This window comes from Vibrio sp. 1-1(7) (assembly GCF_013048485.1).
Classification (GTDB): Bacteria; Pseudomonadota; Gammaproteobacteria; order Enterobacterales; family Vibrionaceae; genus Vibrio; species Vibrio fujianensis.
The window spans coordinates 367,827-391,113 of the sequence record NZ_VHSP01000002.1 but is presented as its reverse complement, the minus strand read 5'-3'; the positions used below and the strand labels follow the sequence as shown (position 1 = coordinate 391,113).

Sequence of the window (23,287 nt, the reverse complement as noted above, 5' to 3'; positions counted from 1 at the left end):
AGCGCCAGTGTTTTTATGTTTTTAGCGGAGTAAAAATCACCATTTAACCCGCTCGGCGTATTTCTACCGCTTTCGCCAGCTCACGCAACACAGTCTCTGTATCATTCCAACCAATGCACGCATCGGTGATCGATTGTCCATAAACGGGCGCTTGACCATCCACCAGATCTTGGCGACCTTCGACCAAATGTGACTCGATCATCACGCCAAAAATAGCATGCTCACCTGAACGAATTTGCTGGCAAATATCCTCTGCGACCACCATTTGACGCTGGTACTGTTTTGAACTGTTGGCATGGCTAAAATCGATCATTACTTTTTGTTTTAAACCTGATGTTTCCAATTCTTGTTTGATCGCTGCAACATGCTCTGCACTGTAGTTTGGCTCCTTGCCACCACGCAAAATGATATGACAATCTGGATTACCTGCCGTTTCTACAATTGCCGAATGTCCAAATTTAGTGACCGATAAAAAATGGTGTGATGCACTCGCAGAGCGAATGGCGTCAGAGGCTATTTTAATATTGCCATCGGTACCGTTTTTAAAGCCAACAGGGCAAGAAAGGCCAGAAGACAGCTCTCGGTGAACCTGCGATTCCGTCGTGCGTGCACCTATCGCTCCCCAACTGATCAAGTCTGCAACATATTGTGGTGTAATCATATCTAAAAACTCACTGGCGGTAGGAATACCCATGTCCGTCAGATCCAATAATAACTTACGTCCAATGCGTAAACCGTCATTAATTTTATAAGAATCATCTAGATAAGGGTCATTAATTAAACCTTTCCACCCTACTGTCGTCCGGGGTTTTTCAAAATAAACCCGCATCACGATTTCTAAATGGCCACTTAACTCCTCTCGCAATGTTTTAAGACGCTGGCCATACTCCATCGCCGCTTTCGTGTCATGGATGGAGCAAGGCCCTACCACGACTAATAACCGATCATCTTTATCGTGTAAAATATTATGTATTGCCTCACGCGCTTGGAATGTCGTTGAAGAAGCGATACGACTAGCAGGGAATTTTTCTAAAACCGCCACAGGGGGTAATAATTGCTTAATTCGTTTAATATTAACATCATCAGTTTGGTACATCGCTTACTTCTTCCTATTACTTACATTCAACCGTTGCCGGTTATCCCGTCACAGATTACTTATCCTCTTTAAGTAACTTAAAGGCTTCCTCAACCAAGAGCAAGCACTATTTTATAAAAAATGCAACAAAACAACTTAACTTACAACTAAGTAGATTCGTAATATTTTCTTTACACCCAATAATAAAGAAAACCATCAGCTTAAAATCACTGAGTTATAATGAGCAAAGAGAAGTTTAGCGATTGCGTGCCCATTATTGATAATGAATATCAATTACAATATATCCTCAAATAACTTCGAGTTGCAGGTAGCCGGCAAGTGAGTGATAAATTTGGACAGCCTCAAGCTGTCTTTTACTGAAAGCTAAGGATGGCACTCATCATCACCATAAACATAGACAGGCGAGGAGGTTGAGGTGAACGAACATAGCCAACACCACTGCAACTTGAAATAGGAAAGGTATACCATCCTCTCGGAATAATCATCGCTCAACAATAATAAGGTGACCACAATGATGAATAAAGTCCTAGCTTGGCTAGAAAAAGATCCTGATCTTAAAACTCGTCAAGAGCTACAATCGCTGATTGATAAGCACCAAATGGATCAAGTTGAAGAACGGTTTAAATCCCGATTAGAGTTTGGTACCGCAGGGTTGCGAGGGAAAGTCGGTTGTGGCCCCAACCGAATGAACCGATTGGTAATTCAAGAAACTGCCGCAGGGCTAGGTGCCTATTTAATAAAGCAGGTTGAAAATGCTCAGCAACGTGGTGTGGTCATTGGCTATGATGGCCGCCCGGACTCTCAACAATTTGCTCACGATACTGCCTCAGTGCTCACCGCTTTAGGCATCAAAGTGTACCTCACCTACCAAGTCGCTCCAACGCCAGTGGTGGCTTTTGGTGTCAACCATTTTAACGCCGCCGCTGCGGTTGTCGTGACTGCCAGCCATAACCCTCCCGAGTATAATGGTTTTAAAGTTTATTGGGGAAATGGCGCACAAATCATTCCGCCTCATGATGCAGGCATTGCGGCAGAGATCGAACTGGCGGCAGTGCAAGAAATTCTAACGCTAGATTTGAAGACAGCAGAGCAACAAGGTCTACTGGTTTGGCTGGAAGAAAATTATTACCAGACTTACCGCCAAACCATTAATGCCAGCCCACTTCTTCAAAATCACACTCACCCAGAAAATATCACATTGGCCTATACGGCGATGCATGGTGTTGGCGCTGAAATGGCGGAAACGTTACTAGCGGATGCGGGTTTTACTCAGGTGTACAGCGTGCAAGAACAGCGCGAACCCGATGGTACTTTTCCTACCGTACATTTCCCAAATCCAGAAGAAGCGGGCGCGATGGATCGAGTCATTGCATTAGCCAGTTCGGTTAATGCTCAACTAGCTTGTGCCAATGATCCCGACGCTGATCGGTTTGCGGTCGCTATCCGTAAATTGAACGGGGAATACCAAATGTTAACGGGCGATCAAGTCGGGGCGTTACTAGGCCACTACTTGCTCAATCAGACTCATCAACAACAGCCTCTGGTTGGAAATACCATCGTATCGTCTAGCCTATTACATAAAATAGCCCACGCTCATGGTGCGAAATATTATCAAACCTTGACCGGGTTCAAATGGTTAACCAATATTGCCATGCAGCAACAAAGCGAGCAGCATCCTTTCTTATTTGCCTACGAAGAAGCCTTGGGTTACACCGTTGGCAATACCGTTTGGGATAAAGATGGCTTATCTGCCATGGTTGCCTTTGCGCAACTTGCCGCAGAGTTATATAGCCAAGGAAAAACAATTTGGGATCAGCTTGAATCTCTTTACCGTCAGCATGGTTTATATGTCACCGCTCAGCGTAGTATTGCGCTGGATCCGGATACCCCCCCCATTGGCGATCAACTACGTGCAGCGCCACCTCAATCGATTGCAGGTCAAGCTATCTTAAGCTGGGACGATCTCAAACATGCGCTTCGTCACCATCAAGATGGCTCAAGTGAAACACTGACGTTACCCAGCAGTGATGTACTCATTTACCACTTGGCCAACGGCGCTCGGGTGATTGTACGACCTTCAGGTACTGAACCAAAGCTCAAATGTTACTATGAGGTGATCGGCAGTTTTGATGATCATGAAAGCTTCAGTGATGCTCAGCAACGAGCAGAAGAACAGATGGCGCTATTGATTAGTGAGCATCAAAAAAGCCTATAATCTAAGCGCAGAAGCTCAACCTCATCACAGAGGTTGGGCTCTTTAACTATTCAAGAAAGGGATGACAATCCCACTAACCATCCAGAGTGCCAAGAGCAAAAAAATCGTCCCCATCAATTTATGTTGATAACATCGAAATTTATCATTTTCTAACAATGTGTTACCGCATAAACCCACCAAGGCAACTAATGATAAATTAAATAATAACCCACAAATATTGAGTAAAATACCCAACGCGAGCATTTGCTCACCTGAGCTGGCGGCTATCTTATGAGAAACAAACTGAGGCAAAAACATAACAAAGAAAACCAATGCCTTAGGATTAAGTAAATTACTCAATAAGGCTCGTTGATAAAACGTTTTTGCCAATTTTGATTCAATCGCCACCGTCGCCGCTGAATGCTCAGTCGCCCGCAGACAATCGATGCCCATTTTCAATAAATACGCCCCACCTAATAACTGTAGAATTGTCAATGCCATCGGATTCATAGCAACCATGGTGGAGACGCCTAGTGCTGCCAGTAAAGTTAAAATCACACCAGAGGTGGCATTGCCTAAGCTAGCAAAAACTCCGACTCTACGTCCATAACTCAAACTAGAGCTGGCAATCAATAACATATCTGGGCCAGGTAATAACAGCAAGGCAATCACCGCCGTGAGATACACAGGAAGAATCGATAAATCAATCATTACTATCTTTCATATAATAAATAAAACCAGAAATTTTATATCAATAAATAAGAAAAACATAATTATATAAGTAATATATTGACAAAGTATCCAGTCAATTACTTCAATAAAAAAATCAGGCGAAATTTTGTACAAGTATTTGTTGTTCAATGGTGGTTAGATAAGGTTTTTCACACTGTATTTTGTCAAGGCAACAAGATACAGTCAGCCTATTGATTAGGATGATTTATGAGTAACCACATTTTGTCACAACACACTGAAATAGAGTCTCAGTCACGCTTATTCTGGCAAGGCTGTCTTGCCATGTTACCACTCAGTATCGCCGTTTTACCTTGGGGATTATTAGCAGGTTCCTTTGCGATTGATGCCGGTTTAACCTTATTAGAAGGTCAGGCTCTTTCGGCGATTCTCTTTGCCGGCTCCGCACAGTTGGTTGCTATCGGAATGATGAAAACGGGCGCGGGATTAATGACCCTGCTGATGACCACCTTTTTTATTACTTCTCGCCATTTCCTCTACAGCGTCTCCATGCGTAAGAAAATAAGCCCGCTGCCTCTTCGTTGGCGTTTAACGCTTGGCTTTCTTCTCACCGATGAATTATTTGCTATTTGTGGGCAACAAAGTGATCAGCAATTTCAACGCTGGTATGCATTAGGGGCAGGGCTGAGTTTTTATTTATGCTGGAACCTCGCCACTTTGGTGGGCATTATTGCAGGGCAATACTTACCCGCTTTAAATGAATTAGGCTTGGATTTTGCTGTAGCAGCAACCTTTATCGCGATTGTCATTCCCACGGTGAAAAATCGAGCCGTTTTAGTTTCCATACTCGTCGCACTGATACTTTCAGTCGGGTTAACCGTCTTTCATGTACAAGGAAGTTTAATGATCGCCAGCATTGGCGCTATGTTAGCGGGATTTTTCACCGAACAAATGACCGGAGGAAAAGTATGATTATCCTGTTTATTTTTGCAATGGCAGCGTTGGTGTTCTTAAGCCGGTATCTATTTTTAGAGCCTCGTCTTCCTCTTCGACTCAACCCAACATTGCACCGCTTACTAAGCTACTCAGGGCCTGCGGTCTTAACCGCCATTTGGGCCCCTATAGTCTTTACGGATCAGGGGACTCTTTGGGTCAGCCATCACAACCCTTATTTATGGGCTGCGCTACTGGCGGTAATATTGGCGTGGAAAAGCAGCAATGTACTACTCACCACTCTTATTAGCATGGCAATGTTTTTATTGCTCAATATCGTACTCCTGTCTTGAAACGAAATGTTGCTTCGTCAACCACACCAATTTAGGAGTGGATTCTTCAACTCACTCGGCTGGCTACTCTGCCAGCCATTCAACTTCTATCAAGACTTGATCAGCACATTTTAAACGCCCTAAAAATCGATCCCCCTGATGCACTTCGCCAACGCCTTGGGGCGTACCAGTCATCACAATGTCGTTATCGCACACGGAGGTATATGTTTTTAACTCAGCCAAAATTGCATCTGGTTTATAAATCATCTGTGCCACACCGCCACCTTGTACTCGGACGCTATTAATAAATAGTTCCAGTTGTAAATCAGAGATATTTACGCCTGGCAATGGAATAAATCGACTTAACACCGCTGAACCATCAAAGGCTTTGGCTCGCTCCCACGGTAACTGTTTCTGTTTCAACTGTGATTGTAAAGTCCGTTTCGTTAAGTCTAATCCCAAGCCTACCGCAGTATAAAGACCATTTTCCACCAAAAAGCAGATTTCAGTTTCGTAATGTAAAGCTTCTTGATGGAAAGCCCGTAAGGTGGAAGTAATACTGCTGTTCGGTTTATTAAACACCACCATCTGTTCTGGGAAGGGATTATTCAGCTCTTTGATATGGTCAGCATAATTGCGCCCGACACACAGTACCTTTGATGGATAGACTAACTGTCCTGCATAACGTACGGCGTTCATTTCTCGTCCTTGAATGATGAGTAAAAACAAAGTGTAACCGATCTTTTTTAATCACCAACCTTCACGCTAAAAATCCTAATAGAAATAAGATCCCTGACTCAATATGCGGCAATAGTCCGCGCTTCATCACCAAACATATTCATTTTTATTCAATAAAAACAAAACCTAATCGTCACAATTAAGCAATCAAATCGTCATTTTAAAATCTTAACTTATTCTCAACCAAAACATAGGGCATGAAGCTCAATTCACTATCAATAAGGTAATAACAATGAAACAAGCAGTAGTAGCAACCGCAATCTTCGCCGCTCTCGCTTCTGGTTCCGCGATGGCAGCCACTGTGTATAAAGCAGAGGGTACAGAACTCAAAGTGGGCGGTCGTGCAGAAGCACGCTTCAATATATCTGATAATAACGAGTCGGATAGCTCGACTAAATTTAAAGATAAATCACGTGCTCGGTTCAATTTAGTGGGTAAAACCACCATTGCTGACGATCTGTACGGTTTTGGTAAATACGAAGCGGAATTAGATGGCAGTGACAATTTAACTAATCGCTACTTCTTTGCTGGGCTTGGTACTTCTCTCGGAGCATTCTCATATGGCAAACAAGATTCTGCACAAGTAATGCTCACAAACTTCACCGATATCATGGCAACCTTTGGTGCCGATGCCGCTGACATTGTTGACGGCAATAAAGATAAACGCACCAATAACTTCCTTTATAGCGCTAAATTTGATGCATTATCAGTCCAAGCTAACTATCTTGCTGGAGAGAAAAAACAGGCCAATGGCGATGATGACAGCAGTTTCGGTATTGCTCTTAAATACGACTTCAACATGTTTACACTCGGCTTAGGCTATGTCGGACAAGACAATGATGACAAACAGTTCAACCTTGCTGCTTCCATAACACCAACAGACTCTCTCAGCCTAGCGGCGCTCTTTGTCAAAGGAGAAAAATCGTCTGAAGATATTATCGGTTATGAACTTGCCGCTAAATTTAAAGCCAATAAACAGCTTGATTTAGTCGGTGTGTATAACTTCCAAGAAAATGATGATACCAATACCGATCTAGCGAAAAACTTTGCTATCGAAGCGGTCTATAAATTTAACGGCAATATTCGAACGTATGCTGGTTACAAATTTGAGCAGCTGAACAATAAAGATGATCAACTCCAAGCAGGCATCCGTTACGATTTCTAGTTTCTCGTCTACTCCATAAATACTGTCCTTTTGCTTAGCCTCTCTCACCGGGAGGCTTTTTTCACTGCAATGAACAGTGATCTCAGCTATCTTGATTATATTCAGATACATTAGATGTGCTGCTCAATCGAGCTTATCTACTTAAATACTCATTTATCGAGATCACCAACATGGCAACTCCTATCAATATCACTTTATACCGTTGGGCTGGTCAATTTGGACCATTTAAAGTCAAAATACCTTGTGGTGAGTGCACCTTAACGCTCGATATTCTCAAAGACACCTTCAACCATGAACTGTCCGACGTGGAGATCAATCTACAAACAAAAGAGTGGCTTAGCCATTGGTGGGAACCATTGAAATTCGGCGCTTGGCATGCACCAATTGTGGTTGTTGAAGGTAAATTGATCAGTCAAGGTGAGGCGATGAATCGTGGTGTGCTTATACAAGCTGTCATAAACGAGTGGCGCAAACGTCAATCTCTGCAAGGGAATATTATATTTGGTAAAGCGGGCTGTCCTTATTGCCAAAAAGCCCAGCAAGCACTTCACGAGGCAAGTATTTCTTTTCAATATTTTGATGTGATAAAAGACAGTGCGGCGCTCTACCGGATGATTCCCGAAGTAAAAGCAATGATTGGCCCGAAAACCCCTGTCACAGTGCCACAAATCTGGCTTGATAGCCAATACATCGGGGGCTACGATGCGTTGACTCAATGGCTAGCCGACTCCTCTACGAGTCAATCATCCCGAGTATAACGTCACGCAAAAACCCCGAGCATTCACTCGGGGCTTTTCATATTCTGTTTAGGCAAAGTTATTTGCTCATTTTCTTCCACACGTTTTTGATGAAAGATTTTTTCTTTGGTTTAGCTTTGCCATAGAGGGCTTCATGCATCATTTGTTTCGCGATGATTTGGCCCATATAGACGGTACCTAAATCGTTACCCATGACAATCTCCTACAATAATTACGTAAATTAATTACCAAACAAAGTAAATATATCACATAATAAGGCAAAAAAAAGCCATGGATCACATAAATTTAGTTATTTTATTACAAGCTAATTTCGTTTTGGTTGCTGGTAAGTTTTTCCCGCAGCTTTATAAGTCTCTTTAGCCTTAATCGAAAATTGTGAATCAAAAAACCAAGCGATAAACCTAATTACATCGTCCCCTTCGTTCATCACATGCTCAATAAACTCTTGCTCTTCACCTTGCTCATTTTCCTCTTGTGTCACATGATAGATACGCTTTTCTCCATCAACGGTAGCCAAAGCAAACTGTCCGGTTAACGCTTGCGCGGCTTCGGCAATATCAGACTCGTCATGCGTTTTTAATACTTCCAGAGCCTGTGGCAAATTTGGCTGTTGACAAAGGTTTTTCACCAGAGCCTCAAATTGTTTTTGCTGCATTATTATCCCCCAAAATTATTTGAGGGGAGATTATATACTGAACGCCGACAAGGTACAGAATTCAAATACTTCCCGACGTCTCCTCCATGTCTGGCTATCATTACCACCCAATCGCTCCGAAAGTCGTAGAGCCATAAAGTGGCAAATCCATGCATCTTCATCCATAGTTTCTCTATGCATATGATCAATGATTAGCACCATCAAATTATATTAAGACTAGGTAGTTTCCTTTAAACCGTACAGTGAGCAAGCTATGATAACCACCAGCACCTTGGCTAGAGATGCTGTCAGTTTAGAGACAGTGAATAAATTGCTGTTGCTTGACGGTAAGTCTCTCTATGAACAATCCGTATTGAGTTTACATACTCACTTTCAGACCGAGACAACCCAGCTATTGGAGATCGATAAATTAAACTATAAAGCGGTGATGCTTGCTTACGCAGGAAATAACCCAGCATCTACCCATTGCTATATGATAAAAGGAAGTCTCTTCGAGCACATTGCACATTCTAAGCAAGAATTTTCGCTCATCACTGAGCACTCTCTCTCGACTTTTGCCCATGCCCCCGGTTTCCTTAACCAAGGCACACAAGCATATTTAGGCCTCCCCATAAAAGCAGAAACCGGTGAAGTGCTTGGATTACTTTTTTCAACGTTCACTCAGCCAATAGAGCATCACCATCCTGCGCTTGAATATCATCGAATAATCGCGCGGCTATTAACTCACAGTTTACGCAATAAGTGGCTATATGACCGTTCTGAAAGTTTAATTCAGCAGCTCAGCTATGAGATATCACACGATAATCTGACCCACCTTCTTAATCGCGATTGTTTATCCGATAAATTGGATTATTTGCTAGAGAATAACCATCAATCTTTTACTCTCGCCTACCTCGATATCGATAACTTTAAAGCCATTAACGATCTCTTTGGCCACTATATTGGTGATCAAGTCATTAAATACGTCGCGAATACTATTTTTCAATGCGTATACAATGAAAACCTAATCTTTCGCATTGCTGGCGATGAATTTGCGTTCATTACCTTTTCCAGTGACCCACTAAAAATCTGTCAAATGATCATAGAAAGGTTACAGCGAGGCTATCGTGATTCTAATCATCACATTAAAGTCCGTTTAAGTATTGGGCTCGCCAAAAAAGATGCCACAATCAAAAGTTCGGATCAGCTCATTCTGAATGCCAGCTTGGCACTAAAAGAATGTAAGTCCATACATAATCAACCTATTTGTTGTTATGATACGCACCTAAGCCATGACTATCATCGGCGTACACAAATTATTAATGCGTTACGTATAGAGTTGGATAAATCACTAGAAAATGCGCAGGAACTTTATGTCAACGTCCAGCCGATAGTGCAACGTAGCAACCCAGAATGGCACTATTTTGAGGTGTTAGCACGTTGGGAAAACCCACAACTGGGTACGATTTCTCCAGTCGAGTTTATTGATGCTGCAGAACAATCAGGCTTGATTGTCGATCTAGGGGAAAGAATTGTAGAACTCGCCTGTCAAGCCAAAAAGGAATTAGAACGCTCTTTTAAGCGCAAAATAAAACTTGCCATTAACTGTTCCGTACATGAAATCGCTCACTCCTCACGTTACTTAAAACAGTTAATGGCAATCATTGGACGCTACCAATTTCATCCCGATGAATTTACCATCGAACTCACAGAAACCGTACTATTATCGAAAACCGCTGAAGTCTCGCAGATGCTCGGCCAGCTACGTAAGTTAGGGTTTAAAGTCGCGTTAGATGATTTTGGCACAGGCTATTCCAGCCTCAATTATATTCACAGCTATCCAATTGATTGTATAAAAATTGATGCGACCTTCATCCGTAACATGCTTTGCAGTGAGACATCTGAACGGGTGGTATGGTTAATCATTCAACTAGCCAAGCAGCTGAAGGTCGATTTAATTGCTGAAGGAGTAGAAAATCAGCAAGCATTGGACAAATTGTATGCGATGGGATGTGAACAAATACAAGGCTATTATTTTTCAAAACCGGCCCTACCATCACAAATATTGCAGCGGTGGCACACTTGGCAAGCACAACATCCTTAAACTATAAGCCCGATGTTGTACTTGCCTCAGACTCAAAAACCGTTAACGCTCTGAATCTGGGGGGGTTGAGTGAACGGCCAGCAAACCATCTTGCTTGGCAAGCAGTTGGTCTAACTCGTTACGTCGTGCTATAAATGTCGCCATTTCTTGTTTAGGCACTGAATTGGCCATTGGGATATTCGCTGTCATCGGATTAACAGGACGGCCTCGAACAATGAGTTCATAGTGTATATGGGGGCCTGTCACTCTTCCCGTTGCTCCCGATAAGCCAATTCGCTGGCCACGCGTTACCTTCTGCCCCTTACGTACCAAGATTTTATCAAGATGCAGGTAACGGGTCATGTATGTACTACCATGCTGGATAGCAACATAATTACCAGCATAAGGATGATTTCGCGTCATTACGACAACGCCATCGCCGGTCGAAACCACTGGCGTTCCGATTGGCGCAGCAAAATCAGTTCCATTATGAGGGGAAACTCGTCCGGTAACCGGGTGGCGACGATGAGGATCAAACCCTGAAGACATACGCCATCGACTGGTGGTCGGATAACGTTGGAAAGCGCGTTGTAAACTTTCGCCGTTTTTATCGTAATACTGGCCATCTTTATATAGATAAGCCGAAATTTCATTCCCTCGGTTATAAATTTTAACCGCTTGAATTTCTTTATTACCTGTAAACTGATCGGCAACAAATTGGCGAGATAATACCACTTCGAAACGATCCCCTGCACGAAGATCACGTCCAAAGTTAATTTTATCTTTTAGCACACTCACAATTTGATCAATATCGGCACTCCCTAGGCCTAATTGGTGAGCAGATTGTGAAAAGCTGCCTTGTATTTCACCAATAACTGGCAGCTCTTGCCAACGGCCAGGTAAGCTAATTTCTTCAAACTCGTAGCTACCATCATCTAAACGAGAATACACCGCCCCTTGCACTAAGCTAAATTTCAACTCCATTTTCGCTAGCGTTTGTCCATCAATCGATTTCCAAAATCGTAGCGTATTGCCTGGTTTCAACGTATCTAGCGCCAGATAATTTAAATCCGTTTCCATAATTTTCATCAATTCTTGGTAACTAAAACCAAGGTGATTAAAAATAGAACTTAAGTTATCCCCTGCTTTGATCTCATATTCATAATCAGGGTAAGAGACTTTTTTGGTTTCTTCAGTATCCGATAAAATCGACTGCACGATCTGAGACTCAGTAATCGTCAAATCGATTTTTCTGGGATAAGACGGATGGCTAAAAGAGGCATAAACCGCAGCAATAGCCAGTAGAGGCAAGCCTACAACGGAAGCTTTTCTCCCTTTAGAAAGCTCCGAAAATCGAAAAAAAAGAGACTTTGGTGACACAATTAACCCGTACAGACTGTTCAAAGAAGCAAAAGGGTAAAACTTTCTCGCCTAAAAGTCACCTTCTGAGTAAAAAACAGCCCATTTTTTGACAAACTTGTCAAATTTATTACTGGGCAGTGCAGAGTACGCAGTTATGGTCGCCAAACTCATTTACAACATAATCATCCGCTTGGGAATCATTCATCCACTCTTGTTCGTTCAGTAAATAGCGATATTGGAACTTACCATTTTTAGGTAAACGAGTTTTAAACTTATAAATACTCGATTTAGCCACTTTTTTCATTGGCTGAGGTTGCCAGTCTGAAAAGTCAGCGACAAGAGATACTCTGGTGGTTTCTGCGGGTACTTCTAGCTCAAAAGTAACTTCAACTTCATTTTTTGTCTTAAAAAAACGTTTGCTAATCATAACCAATTCCCTTTATGTATCAATTTTGCTCAACCTGAACGATTATAAGCATACTTACGCACATGCTCAACATGAAATCTATTTTATTACCACTGAAAAGCCGTAAAGCTTCTCTCTGTCTATTTCTGAACTCATCATGTATATACCCAAACAACGTGGAGTTGCAGGTAGGCGGTAAGTGAGTGGCAATCACACTTCCTGCCATGGCCGCTCCCTTTACAGCAATCAAAATAAGCGTAGAATCCCCAGCGTCCTTATCCCCCTATATTTATTAAGGTGATCATTCATGTTTGCCGTTTATGAGTCTTATAAAGCAGGTTTACTCAAACCCAATCAATGGATAAAAAATATTACCGCCGGTATTATTGTTGGCGTAGTTGCTTTACCTCTAGCCATGGCTTTTGCGATCGCTTCAGGCGTTAAACCCGAGCAAGGAATTTATACTGCCATTATTGCAGGTATTATCGTTTCACTGTTTGGTGGATCTCGCGTCCAGATAGCAGGCCCAACTGGAGCATTTATCGTTATTTTAGCGGGTATTGTCGCTGAGTTCGGTGTTGCTGGATTACAAATCGCCACCATGATGGCTGGCGTGATTTTACTCATTCTTGGTATTGCTAAACTTGGCAGTATCATTCGTTATATCCCAAGCCCTGTCATTGTGGGTTTTACTAGTGGTATTGGTGTCATCATCTGGATTGGCCAATGGCAAGAATTTTTTGGATTACCAGCAATCACCGGAGATCACTTTCATCAGAAATTGATCGCGATTTTTTATGCCTTTCCTCGCCTTGATCTGACCACGACCTTACTTGGTTTGTTTTCACTTGCGCTTGTTATTTTTGGCCCAAAACTTCCGAAGTTGACTAAAGTTCCCGGGCCATTATTAGCATTACTGGTCGTCACTAGCCTACAGTACACGGTTGGTTTCGATGGCGTTCGCACAATTGGCTCAGCCTTCGGTGGAATTCCACAAGGGTTACCTGAGCTCGCGATACCTCAGGTGAGTTTTTCACAAATTTTACAACTAATAGGCCCTGCCTTTGCGATTGCAATGTTGGGAGCCATTGAATCTTTACTGTCTGCGGTTGTCGCCGATGGTATGGCGGGTACTAAGCATAATTCGAATCAAGAACTTGTCGGACAAGGGCTCGCAAATATTGTTGCACCATTATTTGGTGGTATCGCAGCAACGGGCGCGATTGCTCGTACCGCGACAAATATTCGTAACGGGGGTAATAGCCCTATTTCCGGTATTATTCACGCCCTAACATTAGTTATCATTCTACTGGCGTTAGCTCCTCTTGCGGTCAATATTCCATTAGCAACTCTCAGTGCGATTTTATTTGTGGTTGCTTGGAATATGAGTGAAGCACCACACTTTATTAAACTGATCAAACGAGCCCCCAAAGCTGATGTTGCTATCTTATTGATCACATTTGGCTTAACTGTTTTTGCCGATCTCGTTGTGGCCGTTAATATCGGGGTGATCATCGCCACCTTACATTTTGTAAAACGTATGGCGGCAAGTGTTGAAGTCAAAGCAAGCACGCCACGCGAGCTAAATTATGAACTTCAGCAACACGGTATGACTGAACTCCCAAGAGAGATTGCGGTTTATGCGTTAGAAGGACCATTCTTTTTTGCGGCAGCCGAAAACTTTGAACAAGTGATGAGTAGTATTCAAGAGACGCCAGAGATTTTAATTATTCGTTTAAAATGGGTGCCGTTTATGGATATTACGGCACTGCAAACGCTAGAAGGCATGATTAACCACTTTCATCGTAAACAGGTCAAAGTGCTCATCTCTGGCGCAAACGCCAGAGTTACCCTTAAGCTGCGCCGGGCTGGTCTTATTGATTTAGTTGGTGAAAAAAACGTCTTCACTGAGTTTGATGCAGCACTGAGTGCGAGTTTGGCGGATATTCAAGCGAAATAGCGGTCAATCATCATTTTTTATTCATTTAAAGTGCATCGCCCTTTACCCGATAGGTAAGGGGCTTTTTTTATGTCACCGACAATTAAACAAAATAATAACAAATCAAACACTAACAAAACAAAGGACCATTTGGATTAAATATAACAGTAGAAATAAATGAATATTTAAACCATTTAAATGAATAGTATTGCAAAGTAATACGAATATAGATATTCTGAGCGACAAGGTTAAAGTCATCGTATTGAATAAATATCAGATAGAAACCTTTCATTTATTAGCTACGTATGGGAAAAAAGATGCAAGATAATAGTCAACCCTTCACATCCAGTGCCAATAAGCACTCTGCCAGCAGCTTTTGGATGTTTTTCCTGCCATCATTAATGGGCATTTTTCTATTTATGGCCCCCATTTATTATAATGATGGCCTAACCATTCCTGTCGCTGTTTTAGCTAAATCAGTCCAAGCGATCTTTGGTGATTATCTCGTAGGCACCATTACGATCATTGTTACTTTTATGGCGATCGCTTCCGTTATCACTAAGCTATTCAAACCTGCGGTGATTATTCGCCACACTTTTCTTAATAACCTTTTTAATCCAAGCTGGGTTTGGCTAATTGTTCGAGTTATTGGTGGGTTAGCAATCATCATGACTTTCTTCCAAATTGGTCCTAAAGCCATCTGGGAGGAAAATACTGGTGGTTTAGTACTTGATGGATTACTTCCAACGTTATTCTCGGTATTTATTTTCGCAGGGCTACTGTTACCCCTCCTGTTAAACTTTGGTCTACTTGAATTGATGGGCAGTTTGCTCAGTAAAATAATGCGTCCTCTGTTTAACTTACCAGGGCGTAGTGCAATTGACTGTACAGCTTCTTGGCTTGGTGATGGTAGCGTGGGCATCCTGCTAACCAGCAAACAATATGAAGATAAGTTTTATACTCAGCGTGAAGCGGCTGTTGTCGGTACCACCTTCTCTGCCGTGTCGATTACGTTCAGTTTGGTTGTTCTCGCTCAAGTACAATTAGAACACCTATTCTTACCATTTTATGCCGCCATTTGCCTTGCGGGTATTGTTGCCGCAGTTATCATTCCTCGTTTACCGCCTTTAAGCTTAAAAAAAGACGTATTTATTGACGGTTCAACACCAGAAAAAGACGCCGATGCCATTCCACAAGGACACAGCACTTTTTCTTGGGGGCTCTCACTGGCACTAACGAGAGCAGGACAAGTTAAATCTGCCAAGGCGATTTTTGGTGAAGGCATTCGTAATGCGATCGATATGGTATTTGGCGTACTGCCTGTTGTGATGGGTCTCGGTACAATCGCTCTCGTCATTGCCGAATACACTTCTGTTTTTGCGATGCTTGGTCAGCCATTTATCCCCTATTTAGAAATGCTCGGCGTTCCTGAAGCGGTACAAGCATCACAAACTATGGTTGTGGGTTTTGCCGATATGTTTATTCCGGCGATTCTCGCCGCGTCTATCGATAATGAAATGACTCGATTTGTAATTGCAGCCATGTCCGTCACTCAACTTATCTATATGTCCGAAGTTGGAGCCCTGTTACTGGGCAGCCGCATTCCCGTCAACATCTTGGAATTATTTATTATCTTTATTCTACGAACCCTGATTACATTACCGGTCATTGTTGGGGTTGCCCATCTCATTTTCTAATGATGCCATTATCTAGATAACCATTTAAGCTCCGTTAATTCGGAGCTTTTTTTATCGTCGGCGATACCTAAACCGCTTGGAATGGCTGTTAGGTGGCAAGTAAATCTCCCCCGTGAGCATAGGCAGGTTATGTGCTCGGGGGAAACGAACGTAGCCAACACCGATGCAGATTCAACTAGGAAGGATCTAGAAGAATATATACGCAAAAGCCGCCATATTGGCGGCTTTGGAATGACGGGTATCCTTAACGATCTATTCTCCATCATCCGTTTTAGGCGGTGTTTTCTTTTTGGGAATAAAAATAGAGTCACCAACGGCCACATTCTGATAATAGCTTTTATCTCGCTTCACCGGTTTCTTAGCCATTTTCTTTTGTTGAGGCTTTTTGTTGTTAACGCTAACCGTGGATTTTTTTGTCGCTTGGCGAACTTTGAGCCCTTTAAACTTGCCTTGTAAACCTTCTAAAACATCAAACTGAATATCTTGCTGTAAAAAGGCTTCTACACGTTTAAAACTATCCCAATCTTTCGGACCAACAAGAGAAATGGCATCACCTTTATTACCAGCTCGTCCAGTACGCCCTACACGATGAACATACTCTTCGGTGTGTTTAGGCATATCAAAGTTAATCACATGCGTGACCGTAGCAATATCCAAACCGCGAGACGCAACGTCAGTGGTCACTAAAATTTTAAAAACAGCACGTTCGAATTGGCTCATAATGGTATTACGTTGAGCTTGATTCAGATTCCCACTCAACGCGACCGCTTTTAACTGCTGTTGGTTTAACTTCTCTGTTAAACGTTCCGTATCAAGACGTGTTGCGGTAAAAATAATCACTTGACGATAATCCGCTTCTTGCAAAATACGTTCGAGCAATGCTTCTTTATGATCGAGATGATCACACAAATAAAAACGTTGTTGAATATCTTTATGTTGCTCATTGGATAATCCAATGGCAATGCGTTTGGGATCGTTAAGCATTTCATAAGCAATGTCATTCATTTCTGCGTGATCTAACGTTGCAGAAAACATCAGCGTTTGTCGCCGACGATGCTTCGCTGCCTTATGGATATGTCTAAGTTGTGGCGCAAAGCCGAGATCAAGCATGCGATCCGCTTCATCTAAAATAAGTGTCTCTAGCCCATCTAAAAAAAGTGAACGATGCTCAAGATGATCCGCTAAACGGCCCGGAGTTGCGACAATAAATCTCGGCCCTCGACGCAACGCTTTCACCTGATCATTAAAGTTTTCTCCACCAGTAATCAGTGTGGCAGTATAACTTAACCCAGCCAACACTGAACGAAGCTCACCGTAAACCTGCTTCGCTAATTCACGGGTTGGAACTAAAATAATCCCTCTTGGATCCTTAGCTGATAATGCTTTAGTTTTTAATGCCTTATGCAGCATTGGCAGCAAAAAGGCTAACGTTTTTCCCGATCCCGTTTTTGAAGAGGCCAGCAAATCTTTTCCCGCCATGGCGACTGGAATGGCTTGTCGTTGGATATCGGTCGCTTGTTTGAAATTATAATGCGCTAAGGTTTTCAATAAGCGATTGTCTAGGCCTAATTCTTTAAACTGCAAAGGATTCTCCAATAAAAAATAACAACGGCTAACGCTATAAAATAAGATGCTTGCTGATACAGATAAACAACAAGCATTCACCTCGCACAATCACGAAGAAGATAAACGCCGCCAGATCGCTGCGACTTCAAGTAGAAGCTAAGCAGCACACCAAAAATTTAACGCGATATGATAGCGCGAATAGCTACCGCATAGATAGCCATCATGGACAATTATTCTAGCTCAAACCACTTGCATTGCAGGCCATCGACATGTACCTCGCTTCATTCACGAGCTGAACGGTGGAACACAGGCCTAAATTATTTATTATTTTATAATATTTTGGATTATTTTGACGGTTCTTCTATAGGCGTAAGGTAGAATAGTGGCTACACTTTAACCCGTCACTATATAATATGGTATAAAAATAATGTATAGGGCGTATTTGGTAAATATCAACAAGGAGTTCGATATGAATAAACTATTACTTGCCGCTGCAGCATCGTCAGTACTTCTATTGGCGGGTTGTGCATCAGGCCCTGATGAAGCAACAACCACAAAACTGGATGAATTAAGTAACCAAGTCGGTCAACTGAGCGAACAGGTTTCTGCACTCAGAAGTGAAACCGCTTCATTAACCTCGAAAACGAATACAGCAGCCGATGCAGCCATGGCAGCACAAGAAGAAGCAGCTCGTGCCAATGAACGTATCGATAATATTGCACAGTCATATACGAAATAATTGACTAGCTTGGCACTACTGAAAGAAAAAGGGCAATCATTGCCCTTTTTACATGTTCTGACCTCGTACTACTTAATTTATTTTACCCGCTTTTTGTAGACTATAAGCGGTTAATGGATCAATTTTTTTGACCAACTTTTCCACTTGAGTAATTGCCTCAATTGATGAGCTGTTTTTTCTATAACTCAAATAAATAGGCCAATACCAATCTTCTACCGCTGCGACACGATACAACTGACCTGACTGCAAAAACGGCTCAACAACGGATGCCGGTAAATAAGCACTACCACCTTTCTCTAGAATAAAATCAAGCGCAATACGAGCTGTTGACGTTCTGAGAAATGGCGCAGGAGAGCGAGGGTGGCGATCGGCATGCTCAGAAGCAAATCGTCCTCCCCAATCAACATATACGTACTTGTTATCAAACACAGTGTCTGCTGTATCGGGTCGTGTTGAGACAAATACTAACACTAAGTCTGCCACTTTTTTACATTGCAGCTCTTCTGCTTTGATTTGATCAAAAGAGAAAGCCATGTCTAATGTTCGCTCAAGAAGATGGCGATTAAGCTGTTCTCGCCCCATAACCTCAGCTTTAAACCCATAGCCACTAAATTCATCAGTCACTGCGCTAAGACAATTTTGTAAATAAGCATCCCATATGTTAGGAGTGCCTCCTAATGTAAGTTGTAGTGCTTTACCGCTCTCTAATGAAAGTTCTAGCTTAGCTTGCTGTAGAGTCGTGACCATCACTTCAGCATAACCGACCAGTCGTTCCCCAGCAGATGTTAACTTGATGTTATTACGATCACGGGTAAACAGTTGGGCATCAAAGTAATTTTCCAACTGTTTGATTCTTGCGCTTACCGCTGCTTGAGTGAGATACAAGTTCTCCGCGGCCCGCCCGAAGTGACGAACTTTAGCCAACTCAAGAAAGGTACGAAAGACTTTTACATCCATTATTCAATCCTCTGCAATGACAGATGAAGATTAACAAGTAACTACAATTATGACGATAAAAAATTTTTGTTTTTCTTTTCCGGAGTTTGCGCCTAACTTTCGCCGTAATCTACCGTTAAGTAATGCTTCTCCTAAATATCGTCAAAATGTGAGCATTATCACTGACATCCGAGCATCTTAGCGGAATTTAGGGAACACCCGCATATTCATACGAGGTTGATATGTCTGAAACACTCTTTCGTCACGGTAAAAAACGTTTTTACGATACAAAAAAATTTCCGCGCGGCTTCGCCAAATCCGGTGACTTTACTCTTGGTGAAGAAGAACTACTAACCCTTTACGGAGAAACTCTGCTGGGGTTAGAGTCTGGTGAATTACACCCTGCTAATGAGGAAGAACAACACTTTGTTGCTGTACTCGCTAACCCAGAATTAGCCGAAACTAAAATTGAGCGAGTGTGGATGAAATACGTTCGTTTGGCTCGTGGACGTAAGCGCTTCCATACGTTAAATGGTCGCAATAAACCGGATGCGGCAGATGACTATGTGGATGATGAACCCAGCTTAGTCGAAGAAGACTAATCAAATCGTTATTATTAGACTTTGATTGTTTAGCCAATTGACCCTGATGAATAAAGAGCGCGCTCTACCACAGTGCCACTCAAATATCGTTAGTTTAACGTTATAAACCAATCTTTCTCCCAAGGCCCCTGAGCGATATCCGCATGGGGCCTTGTCTTTCTATCGTACGACCTTTACTTTACCAACGAGGCAATTTTTTTTAAAAAACTATCTCGTAGATGTTCTTGGTCATAGTCTAAGTGATAGGTGTTATGAAACCCGACTTTCAACTCCACCCCATTTCCGCGCATATAGACGGTATAGCCATCATAGTCAGAAAACGCTTCTACTCCTTGATATATTTTTCCATATTCGGTTGGCGTGCCATGCGTCATAATGCTTTCATAAGCTTGTAATATTTTGCTGGGTTCAAGTTCATTTTTCATGGTCATCACTCCCTAGGGTCGCTCTTCAAGTATGGATAAGGAAAATGATTTTTACCAACATACACAGTATAGAGCAGCAAATGACTTATTTTTATTATTGAATTTTCCTCTTATCTCGGCCCAGCACACATTACCCATTAGTATAACGAGTACTTATCATGCGATAAAAACGACATAAAAATGTAATATAGAAGAGGAAAAATCACTAAATGTGAAAAATTTGACCCAAAGCATAGCGGTTATAAATAACTTTTTTTATAATGCAAATTAATGAACAATCACATGATATGAATACGATTAGGGGCAAAGAATGAGACTGATTCCATTACACCATGCAGCACAAGTCGGTAAGTGGGCGGCAGCACATATTGCAAAACGCATCAACGAGTTCAACCCAACAGCTGAACGTCCTTTTGTATTAGGGTTACCAACTGGGGGCACACCATTAGCAACGTATCAGGCATTAATTGATCTACACAAAGCGGGTGAAGTTAGTTTTAAACATGTCGTAACATTCAATATGGATGAGTATATTGGTATTGCACCAGACCACCCTGAATCTTACCGCTCTTTTATGTACAATAACTTCTTCAATCATATTGATATTCAAGAAGAAAATATTAATCTTTTAAATGGTAATACTGACGATCACGAAGCAGAATGTAAACGCTACGAAGATAAGATCAAATCTTATGGCAAAATTAACCTCTTTATGGGAGGGGTCGGTAATGATGGGCATATTGCCTTCAATGAACCTGCTTCATCTCTTTCTTCTCGTACTCGAATCAAAACATTAACTGAAGAAACACGTATCGCTAACTCACGTTTCTTTGATGGTGATATCAGTCAAGTTCCAAAATATGCACTGACCATTGGTGTGGGTACTTTGCTTGATGCCGAGGAGGTGATGATTCTTGTGACTGGACATAACAAAGCCTTGGCACTACAAGCTGCTGTTGAAGGGTGCGTTAACCATATGTGGACCGTCTCTGCGCTTCAATTGCATCCTAAAGCAGTCATCGTTTGTGATGCGCCATCAACCCAAGAACTCAAAGTAAAAACGGTGAAATATTTTTCTGAACTTGAAGCGGAAAATATCAAAGGCTTTTAATGCAATCACAATGGCTATTTAACAAAAAGTCAGGTCATTAAACCTGACTTTTTTGTGTCACCAAGATTAAGCGACTTCAGGAATAGATGTAGTACTGATATCAGATTCTGGCTCTTTTTGTACAGGCGGTACTTGGCCTTCTTCTCGTGCATTTTGATAGCAACCACTGAGCTTGACGGCAAGATACATGTCTGCACGTAACACTAAACCACCATCACCAACAGGAACTCCCGTTAGCTCACACCACTGGCGTAAACTTCGTTTTCTTCCGGCTAGAATCAAGCGAACCCCTCGTTTTTTAAGCAATGTCTGCGTTTCTGCAAGCATTGCCATGACGCTAAGATCTAAATGGGTAAAACAGGCCACCGCATCAATCACTACACAACTCACTGCTGGTTCACTCTGCTCGACTTGATCTAATAATCGCCGTTTAAAATAGGGGGCATTAAAATAGGTTAATGGGGAATTAAAACGATAAAGCAATAATCCCGGAATTTGTAAAGCTTTCCCTGAGGCATCCATAGTACGAATCGTGCCATCTTGATCCAGTCCAAGTCGCTGATCACTAGGACGCATCACGACACGTAAAAATTGAAATAACCCAAGTAATACTGCAAGGGTAATGCCAGGTATCACACCAATAATCAATACCGAAATAAAGGTAATTGTTGATAAATAGAAAGCATCTCTATCTCTTTTTTTAAGCCCCCAGATCCCTTTTAGATCCAATAATGACGTTGAAGCAATGATTAATACAACCCCTAAAGCAGCGGTAGGAATGTATTGTAACGGCTGATAAAGAAAAACTGCGACAAAACCTATCACCAATGCAGCAATAATAGACACCAGTTGTGATTTACCACCATTAGCATCATTCACAGCGGTACGAGAATCGGCTCCACTAATGGCAAAACCTTGCGAGAAAGCAGACGCAAGGTTGGCCAAGCCCAAGGCTCGAAATTCTTTATCTGCATCAATATCGTAGCCATTTTTCGCTGCAAAACTACGGGCGGTTAACATCATACTGACAAAGCTCACCATTGCTAGATTCAATGCTGGTACCACTAACTCACGGCTCAGGCCAATATCAAAAATAGGCGTTTGTAACCCAGGCAATCCACCTTGAATGGCTCCAACAATATTAACCCCTTGTTGATCCAGTTGGCTAAACCACACGACAAATCCAGCAACCACCATCGCTAACATCGCGCCAGGCCATCCAGGACGAAAACGCTTAGTCGTAAAATAGACGCTCAATGTCACCACGCTCACTAAAACCGTTTGCCAATGAAATTCTAATACCCGTTGTGGCGCTTCAATTAACCGTTCCAATAAATATTTTTGTTCATACCTCACCCCAAATACCTTACTGAGCTGGCCAACGATGATCGTCAACGCCACACCATTAAGTAAGCCAAGCAATATAGGACGAGATAAAAAATCGGCTAATACTCCTAATCGGAACCGACTAGCAATGAGACACCACATACCCATCATCGCGGTCATGGTCATAACCAGTTGCCAATGTTTAGTTGGATCTCCCGCAGCTAAAGGGGTAACCACGGCGGCCACCACCGCGCAAGTTGCCGCATCTGGGCCAACAATCAATTGTCGAGAAGTACCAAACAAGGCATACACAATCATCGGAACAACACACGAATAGAGACCAACAATCGCCGAAACCCCGGTCAACTGTGCGTACGCAATCGCAACCGGTAACGCAACTGCGACTACAGATAATGCAGCACGTAGATCGTCTTTAAACCAAGATCGTTGATACTCTTTGAACAGGCACAATCCAGGCATCCACTGTCTAATCACAATTGATTTCAATTATCTTACCCTTGCTACGTCAAGTCGGAAAAGTCATAACCCTATATT

The 23,287-nt window shown here is 42.2% G+C and carries 22 protein-coding genes; 11 read left to right on the top strand and 11 right to left on the bottom strand.

What is annotated here, in order from left to right:
• Positions 1–43: 43 nt before the first annotated feature.
• Complete coding sequence (aroG, locus tag FKN05_RS09725) at positions 44–1,096, bottom strand: 3-deoxy-7-phosphoheptulonate synthase AroG (protein ID WP_099611061.1); 1,053 nt, start codon at positions 1,094–1,096, stop codon at positions 44–46.
• 511 nt (positions 1,097–1,607) lie between these two features.
• Here aroG and FKN05_RS09720 point away from each other — a divergent pair.
• Positions 1,608–3,311, top strand: a complete 1,704-nt coding sequence (locus tag FKN05_RS09720; RefSeq protein WP_170887407.1) for a phospho-sugar mutase — start codon at positions 1,608–1,610, stop codon at positions 3,309–3,311.
• 42 nt (positions 3,312–3,353) lie between these two features.
• On the opposite strand, the gene FKN05_RS09715 is transcribed toward FKN05_RS09720, so the two are convergent.
• Entirely contained in the window at positions 3,354–4,001 is a 648-nt protein-coding gene (locus tag FKN05_RS09715) for a LysE family translocator (protein ID WP_161426957.1), read from the bottom strand.
• Positions 4,002–4,229: 228 nt separating this feature from the next.
• On the opposite strand from FKN05_RS09715, the gene FKN05_RS09710 reads away from it, so the two are divergent.
• On the top strand, positions 4,230–4,952 hold the full coding sequence (locus tag FKN05_RS09710) for an AzlC family ABC transporter permease (protein ID WP_170887406.1): 723 nt from the start codon (positions 4,230–4,232) through the stop codon (positions 4,950–4,952).
• A complete protein-coding gene (locus FKN05_RS09705) occupies positions 4,949–5,266 on the top strand; it encodes a branched-chain amino acid transport AzlD family protein (protein ID WP_170887405.1) in 318 nt (105 codons plus the stop codon). The genes FKN05_RS09710 and FKN05_RS09705 overlap by 4 nt, the downstream gene beginning before the upstream one ends.
• A gap of 63 nt (positions 5,267–5,329) precedes the next feature.
• On the opposite strand, the gene FKN05_RS09700 is transcribed toward FKN05_RS09705, so the two are convergent.
• Positions 5,330–5,944: a fumarylacetoacetate hydrolase family protein gene (locus tag FKN05_RS09700; protein ID WP_099611058.1), complete on the bottom strand. Its 615-nt coding sequence runs from the start codon at positions 5,942–5,944 to the stop codon at positions 5,330–5,332.
• A 271-nt stretch (positions 5,945–6,215) separates the two neighbouring features.
• On the opposite strand from FKN05_RS09700, the gene FKN05_RS09695 reads away from it, so the two are divergent.
• Positions 6,216–7,148, top strand: coding sequence for a porin (locus FKN05_RS09695; protein ID WP_161427799.1), 933 nt, complete (start codon positions 6,216–6,218; stop codon positions 7,146–7,148).
• A gap of 170 nt (positions 7,149–7,318) precedes the next feature.
• On the top strand, positions 7,319–7,906 hold the full coding sequence (locus tag FKN05_RS09690) for a glutaredoxin family protein (RefSeq protein ID WP_099611056.1): 588 nt from the start codon (positions 7,319–7,321) through the stop codon (positions 7,904–7,906).
• A gap of 58 nt (positions 7,907–7,964) precedes the next feature.
• Here FKN05_RS09690 and FKN05_RS16780 read toward each other — a convergent pair whose 3' ends face one another.
• Both FKN05_RS16780 and FKN05_RS09685 read right to left on the bottom strand, forming a co-directional pair.
• The gene (locus FKN05_RS16780; RefSeq protein ID WP_099611055.1) at positions 7,965–8,099 is read right to left on the bottom strand and encodes a hypothetical protein; all 135 of its coding nucleotides are present in this window, start codon (positions 8,097–8,099) and stop codon (positions 7,965–7,967) included.
• A 111-nt stretch (positions 8,100–8,210) separates the two neighbouring features.
• Positions 8,211–8,561, bottom strand: a complete 351-nt coding sequence (locus FKN05_RS09685; RefSeq protein ID WP_099611054.1) for a hypothetical protein — start codon at positions 8,559–8,561, stop codon at positions 8,211–8,213.
• A gap of 253 nt (positions 8,562–8,814) precedes the next feature.
• On the opposite strand from FKN05_RS09685, the gene FKN05_RS09680 reads away from it, so the two are divergent.
• Positions 8,815–10,644 (top strand): putative bifunctional diguanylate cyclase/phosphodiesterase, encoded by a 1,830-nt coding sequence (locus FKN05_RS09680; protein ID WP_170887404.1) that lies wholly within the window; start codon positions 8,815–8,817, stop codon positions 10,642–10,644.
• Between the two features lie 42 nt (positions 10,645–10,686).
• On the opposite strand, the gene shyA is transcribed toward FKN05_RS09680, so the two are convergent.
• Positions 10,687–12,003 carry a peptidoglycan DD-endopeptidase ShyA gene (gene shyA / locus FKN05_RS09675; protein ID WP_170887403.1) on the bottom strand — a complete coding sequence of 439 codons (1,317 nt, stop codon included), beginning with the start codon at positions 12,001–12,003 and terminating at the stop codon, positions 10,687–10,689.
• A gap of 109 nt (positions 12,004–12,112) precedes the next feature.
• Positions 12,113–12,412: an isoamylase early set domain-containing protein gene (locus FKN05_RS09670; RefSeq protein WP_099611053.1), complete on the bottom strand. Its 300-nt coding sequence runs from the start codon at positions 12,410–12,412 to the stop codon at positions 12,113–12,115.
• 286 nt (positions 12,413–12,698) lie between these two features.
• On the opposite strand from FKN05_RS09670, the gene FKN05_RS09665 reads away from it, so the two are divergent.
• Together FKN05_RS09665 and FKN05_RS09660 are read left to right on the top strand one after the other, a co-directional pair.
• Positions 12,699–14,351 (top strand): SulP family inorganic anion transporter, encoded by a 1,653-nt coding sequence (locus FKN05_RS09665; protein ID WP_170887402.1) that lies wholly within the window; start codon positions 12,699–12,701, stop codon positions 14,349–14,351.
• A 296-nt stretch (positions 14,352–14,647) separates the two neighbouring features.
• Positions 14,648–16,027 (top strand): YjiH family protein, encoded by a 1,380-nt coding sequence (locus tag FKN05_RS09660; protein WP_099611050.1) that lies wholly within the window; start codon positions 14,648–14,650, stop codon positions 16,025–16,027.
• 252 nt (positions 16,028–16,279) lie between these two features.
• Here the strand turns inward: FKN05_RS09660 and FKN05_RS09655 are convergent, their stop codons facing one another.
• Entirely contained in the window at positions 16,280–17,611 is a 1,332-nt protein-coding gene (locus FKN05_RS09655; protein WP_346656354.1) for a DEAD/DEAH box helicase, read from the bottom strand.
• 451 nt (positions 17,612–18,062) lie between these two features.
• Here FKN05_RS09655 and FKN05_RS09650 point away from each other — a divergent pair, with 451 nt between their 5' ends.
• On the top strand, positions 18,063–18,332 hold the full coding sequence (locus FKN05_RS09650) for an Lpp/OprI family alanine-zipper lipoprotein (RefSeq protein ID WP_099611048.1): 270 nt from the start codon (positions 18,063–18,065) through the stop codon (positions 18,330–18,332).
• Between the two features lie 72 nt (positions 18,333–18,404).
• Here the strand turns inward: FKN05_RS09650 and FKN05_RS09645 are convergent, their stop codons facing one another.
• On the bottom strand, positions 18,405–19,289 hold the full coding sequence (locus tag FKN05_RS09645) for a LysR family transcriptional regulator (protein ID WP_099611047.1): 885 nt from the start codon (positions 19,287–19,289) through the stop codon (positions 18,405–18,407).
• A 221-nt stretch (positions 19,290–19,510) separates the two neighbouring features.
• Between FKN05_RS09645 and maoP the strand changes: the two genes are divergently transcribed.
• On the top strand, positions 19,511–19,870 hold the full coding sequence (gene maoP, locus FKN05_RS09640; RefSeq protein WP_099611046.1) for a MaoP family protein: 360 nt from the start codon (positions 19,511–19,513) through the stop codon (positions 19,868–19,870).
• A 173-nt stretch (positions 19,871–20,043) separates the two neighbouring features.
• On the opposite strand, the gene FKN05_RS09635 is transcribed toward maoP, so the two are convergent.
• Entirely contained in the window at positions 20,044–20,295 is a 252-nt protein-coding gene (locus FKN05_RS09635; RefSeq protein ID WP_099611045.1) for a DUF3081 domain-containing protein, read from the bottom strand.
• Positions 20,296–20,605: 310 nt separating this feature from the next.
• Between FKN05_RS09635 and nagB the strand changes: the two genes are divergently transcribed.
• A complete protein-coding gene (gene nagB / locus FKN05_RS09630) occupies positions 20,606–21,406 on the top strand; it encodes a glucosamine-6-phosphate deaminase (RefSeq protein WP_099611044.1) in 801 nt (266 codons plus the stop codon).
• A gap of 66 nt (positions 21,407–21,472) precedes the next feature.
• Here nagB and FKN05_RS09625 read toward each other — a convergent pair whose 3' ends face one another.
• Positions 21,473–23,212, bottom strand: a complete 1,740-nt coding sequence (locus FKN05_RS09625; RefSeq protein ID WP_099611043.1) for a SulP family inorganic anion transporter — start codon at positions 23,210–23,212, stop codon at positions 21,473–21,475.
• Between the last annotated feature and the right edge of the window lie 75 nt (positions 23,213–23,287).

What these genes read in the sequence shown, in the direction of transcription:
- FKN05_RS09720 (WP_170887407.1), top strand. Translation starts at nt 1,608, where the DNA reads ATGATGAATAAAGTCCTAGCTTGGCTAGAAAAAGATCCTGATCTTAAA.
- nagB (WP_099611044.1), top strand. Translation starts at nt 20,606, where the DNA reads ATGAGACTGATTCCATTACACCATGCAGCACAAGTCGGTAAGTGGGCG.
- FKN05_RS09715 (WP_161426957.1), bottom strand. Translation starts at nt 4,001, where the DNA reads ATGATTGATTTATCGATTCTTCCTGTGTATCTCACGGCGGTGATTGCC.
- FKN05_RS09710 (WP_170887406.1), top strand. Translation starts at nt 4,230, where the DNA reads ATGAGTAACCACATTTTGTCACAACACACTGAAATAGAGTCTCAGTCA.
- FKN05_RS09705 (WP_170887405.1), top strand. Translation starts at nt 4,949, where the DNA reads ATGATTATCCTGTTTATTTTTGCAATGGCAGCGTTGGTGTTCTTAAGC.
- FKN05_RS09695 (WP_161427799.1), top strand. Translation starts at nt 6,216, where the DNA reads ATGAAACAAGCAGTAGTAGCAACCGCAATCTTCGCCGCTCTCGCTTCT.
- FKN05_RS09635 (WP_099611045.1), bottom strand. Translation starts at nt 20,295, where the DNA reads ATGAAAAATGAACTTGAACCCAGCAAAATATTACAAGCTTATGAAAGC.
- FKN05_RS16780 (WP_099611055.1), bottom strand. Translation starts at nt 8,099, where the DNA reads ATGGGTAACGATTTAGGTACCGTCTATATGGGCCAAATCATCGCGAAA.
- FKN05_RS09645 (WP_099611047.1), bottom strand. Translation starts at nt 19,289, where the DNA reads ATGGATGTAAAAGTCTTTCGTACCTTTCTTGAGTTGGCTAAAGTTCGT.
- maoP (WP_099611046.1), top strand. Translation starts at nt 19,511, where the DNA reads ATGTCTGAAACACTCTTTCGTCACGGTAAAAAACGTTTTTACGATACA.
- FKN05_RS09660 (WP_099611050.1), top strand. Translation starts at nt 14,648, where the DNA reads ATGCAAGATAATAGTCAACCCTTCACATCCAGTGCCAATAAGCACTCT.
- FKN05_RS09665 (WP_170887402.1), top strand. Translation starts at nt 12,699, where the DNA reads ATGTTTGCCGTTTATGAGTCTTATAAAGCAGGTTTACTCAAACCCAAT.
- FKN05_RS09670 (WP_099611053.1), bottom strand. Translation starts at nt 12,412, where the DNA reads ATGATTAGCAAACGTTTTTTTAAGACAAAAAATGAAGTTGAAGTTACT.
- FKN05_RS09690 (WP_099611056.1), top strand. Translation starts at nt 7,319, where the DNA reads ATGGCAACTCCTATCAATATCACTTTATACCGTTGGGCTGGTCAATTT.
- FKN05_RS09685 (WP_099611054.1), bottom strand. Translation starts at nt 8,561, where the DNA reads ATGCAGCAAAAACAATTTGAGGCTCTGGTGAAAAACCTTTGTCAACAG.
- FKN05_RS09700 (WP_099611058.1), bottom strand. Translation starts at nt 5,944, where the DNA reads ATGAACGCCGTACGTTATGCAGGACAGTTAGTCTATCCATCAAAGGTA.
- FKN05_RS09680 (WP_170887404.1), top strand. Translation starts at nt 8,815, where the DNA reads ATGATAACCACCAGCACCTTGGCTAGAGATGCTGTCAGTTTAGAGACA.
- FKN05_RS09625 (WP_099611043.1), bottom strand. Translation starts at nt 23,212, where the DNA reads ATGCCTGGATTGTGCCTGTTCAAAGAGTATCAACGATCTTGGTTTAAA.
- FKN05_RS09650 (WP_099611048.1), top strand. Translation starts at nt 18,063, where the DNA reads ATGAATAAACTATTACTTGCCGCTGCAGCATCGTCAGTACTTCTATTG.
- aroG (WP_099611061.1), bottom strand. Translation starts at nt 1,096, where the DNA reads ATGTACCAAACTGATGATGTTAATATTAAACGAATTAAGCAATTATTA.